Source organism: Oleiphilus sp. HI0079 (assembly GCF_001635105.1).
This window is the reverse complement of the sequence record NZ_LWFT01000635.1, coordinates 1-3,212: the sequence shown is the minus strand read 5'-3', so window position 1 is coordinate 3,212 and position 3,212 is coordinate 1. Positions and strand designations below refer to the sequence as shown.

Annotated in this window: 4 protein-coding genes; all 4 read left to right on the top strand. The window is 48.9% G+C overall.

Translation table 11 applies throughout. From position 1 onward, the window contains the following. The coding region (gene aspS, locus A3750_RS11495) for an aspartate--tRNA ligase (RefSeq protein WP_068548282.1) at positions 1-1,681 on the top strand (1,681 nt) is incomplete at its 5' end. A gap of 6 nt (positions 1,682-1,687) precedes the next feature. Beyond that, a complete protein-coding gene (locus A3750_RS11490) occupies positions 1,688-2,434 on the top strand; it encodes a YebC/PmpR family DNA-binding transcriptional regulator (protein ID WP_068458514.1) in 747 nt (248 codons plus the stop codon). A 159-nt stretch (positions 2,435-2,593) separates the two neighbouring features. Further along, the gene (ruvC, locus tag A3750_RS11485; protein ID WP_068458515.1) at positions 2,594-3,112 is read left to right on the top strand and encodes a crossover junction endodeoxyribonuclease RuvC; all 519 of its coding nucleotides are present in this window, start codon (positions 2,594-2,596) and stop codon (positions 3,110-3,112) included. Positions 3,113-3,114: 2 nt separating this feature from the next. Continuing rightward, positions 3,115-3,212: OB-fold domain-containing protein (locus tag A3750_RS27320; protein ID WP_369819937.1), on the top strand; the 98-nt coding region annotated here is incomplete at its 3' end.

Here is a 3,212-nt window from a genome sequence, read left to right as displayed (position 1 = left end):
GGATATGCGCGATCGAGAAGGGATTGCTCAGGTGGTGTTTGATCCGGATACCGAGGAGAGCTTTGCTGCCGCAGACAGAGTAAGAAGTGAGTATGTCCTGCAAATCAAAGGTTTCGTGCGTGCCCGCCCTGAAGGCACGATTAACGAAAATATGTCTACCGGTAAAATTGAGATTCTTGGTAAAGAGTTGACGGTTTTGAACGCTGCAGAAACGCCACCGTTTCCGCTTGATGAGTATGTAGATGTTGGTGAGGAAACACGTCTTAAATATCGCTTCATGGATCTTCGCCGTCCTGAGATGCTCAATAAACTCATGTTCCGTTCTAAGGTTACAAACTTTATCCGTAACTTTATGGATAAGGAAGGCTTCATGGATGTTGAGACGCCTATCCTAACGCGTGCGACGCCAGAAGGTGCGCGTGATTATTTGGTGCCAAGCCGAACTCACCCAGGAAACTTTTTTGCGCTTCCTCAGTCTCCTCAGCTTTTCAAGCAGCTATTGATGGTGTCTGGTGTTGATCGCTACTACCAAATTGCAAAATGTTTCCGCGACGAAGATCTTCGAGCTGATCGTCAGCCTGAATTTACTCAGGTGGATGTTGAGGCATCTTACATGTCTGAAGATGAGATTATGGGTAAGATGGAGGTGCTTGCCGGCTCCATGTTTAAAGAGCTGCTAGGTGTAGACTTGGGCGAGTTTCCGCGAATGCCATACTCCGAAGCAATGAGTAAGTACGGAAGTGACAAGCCGGACCTGCGTATCCCATTAGAAATTGTTGATGTTGCGGATTTGATGGCGAGTGTCGACTTTAAAGTGTTTGCTGGCCCTGCAAAAGACCCTAAGGGGCGTGTAGCTGCACTCAAGGTTGGCGGCGGCGCTGAACTCTCGCGAAAGAAAATAGATGAGTACACCAAGTTTGTCGGTATCTACGGCGCGAAAGGTTTGGCATGGATCAAGGTTAATGAGCTAGAGAAAGGGGCGGAAGGCCTTCAGTCTCCAATAGTTAAGTTTCTTGGTGAAGACGTTGCTTTGGCCATTATGGAGCGGTTGGGCGCAGCGAATGGTGATATCGTCTTTTTTGGTGCTGATAAAGAGAAAGTTGTAAATGAGGCGCTCGGAGCGCTTCGCTGCAAAGTTGGTGAGGATCTCAATCTTTACACTTGTGAGTGGGCTCCGATGTGGGTTGTGGACTTCCCAATGTTTGAAGAGTTAGACGGCGGTGGCTTAACGGCTATACACCATCCGTTTACAGCGCCATCTTGTACGCCTGAAGAGTTACGTGCAGCGCCGGAAAAGGCGCTGTCACGTGCGTACGATATGGTACTTAACGGCACCGAGCTTGGTGGTGGATCTATTCGTATTCATGATGGCGAGATGCAAAGCACCGTTTTTGACATTTTGGGAATCGATGCAGACGAGCAGAGAGAGAAGTTCGGCTTCTTGCTCGACGCGCTGAAGTTTGGTTGTCCGCCGCATGGCGGCTTGGCCTTCGGTCTGGATCGCTTAGTTATGCTAATGACAGGTGCGACATCGATTCGCGAGGTTATTGCTTTCCCGAAAACTCAAAGCGCGACAGATGTATTGACTAAAGCGCCTGGAGAAGTGGATAAGAAGCAGCTTCGTGAATTGAGTATCAAACTGAATCTTCCAGAGAAGGCGAAGGAAAGCTCAGAGGGATAATTCGTTATGGCAGGTCATAGTAAATGGGCGAATATTCGCCACCGAAAAGCGGCACAAGATGCAAAGCGCGGAAAAGTATTTACTAAGATCATTCGAGAGCTGGTAGTCGCCGCCAAAGATGGTGGCGGCAATATCGATGACAACCCCCGTTTGCGCGCCGTCGTTGATAAAGCTCTTGGCGCGAACATGAAGCGCGACACCGTCGACAAAGCGATTGCTCGTGGCTCTGGCGGGGGTGAAGGCGATAACTACGATGAGCTTACCTACGAAGGCTATGGTCCCGGTGGTGTGGCGGTTTTAATCGAGGCCATGACAGACAATCGTAATCGAACAGTGGCTGAAGTGCGTCATGCTTTCAGTAAGGCTGGGGGCAATTTGGGCACTGACGGCTCCGTAGCTTATCTTTTTAGCAAGCTAGGCTCACTGCTCTTTGATGCGGGCGTTGATGAGGATCTGCTTCTCGAAACTGCTCTTGAAGCCGGGGCGGAAGATGTTGCGGAGCAGGAGGATGGTTCGTTTGAGGTGGTTACCGCTCCAGGTGATTTTATATCAGTCAAAGAGGCGCTTTTGGCAAAGGGGTTGAAAGCCGAGCGATCAGAAATTGCGATGGTCGCATCCACTAAGGCAGAGCTTGATCTCGACGGCGCGGAGAAAATTTTGCGCTTGATTGATGTCCTAGAAGACCTTGATGATGTCCAAAACGTCTACACTAATGCAGATATTTCAGACGAAGTAATGGTGCAGCTAGACTAGCCTTTCCGTCTGGCTGCAGTGAACTAAAAGGGCGAAAGCCCTTTTTTTGTGCGTGTTTGTTTTGTAAAAGCTTCGTTGGACGTCTCTCCTGTCTGTTATGTAATGGCGTTTACACTTCTGCGCTTTTAAACTGCCAAGCAAATCCCGTTGAGCATTTATATGTCTGTCATCTTAGGTATTGACCCAGGTTCGCGCTTAACCGGCTATGGCGTGATTGATTTTCGCTCCGGCAAAAGCACCTATATTGCGAGTGGTTGTATCCGCGTTAATGGCGATACCTTGGCTGATAAGTTGGGCCTTATTTATCGTGGGGTGACGCAATTGATCCAGCAATATGACCCCGATGAGTTTGCAATCGAGGACGTCTTTATGGCGAGGAATGCAGATTCTGCATTAAAGCTTGGTCAGGCCCGCGGAGCGGCGCTTGTTGCAGCAAATATAATGGGCTTGCCAGCGAGTGAATATGCTGCGCGTAAAGTTAAGCAGGCGTTAGTTGGCAAGGGTTCGGCCGATAAAGCGCAGGTGAAGCATATGGTTGTACATCTGCTGGGCTTGAATGCAGATCCTCAGGCTGATGCAGCGGATGCGCTAGCGATCGCACTTTGTCATGCTCATATGCAGCAGAATCTAATTCGAATAAGCGGTGCTTCAAAAAGTCGTCGCGGTAGAGTGAGTTAATTATGATTGGAAAGATAAAAGGTTTGCTTGAGGCTAAAACGACTCATCAGGCTTTGATTGATGTAAATGGCTTATGCTATGAGCTGGAAGTGCCGATTAG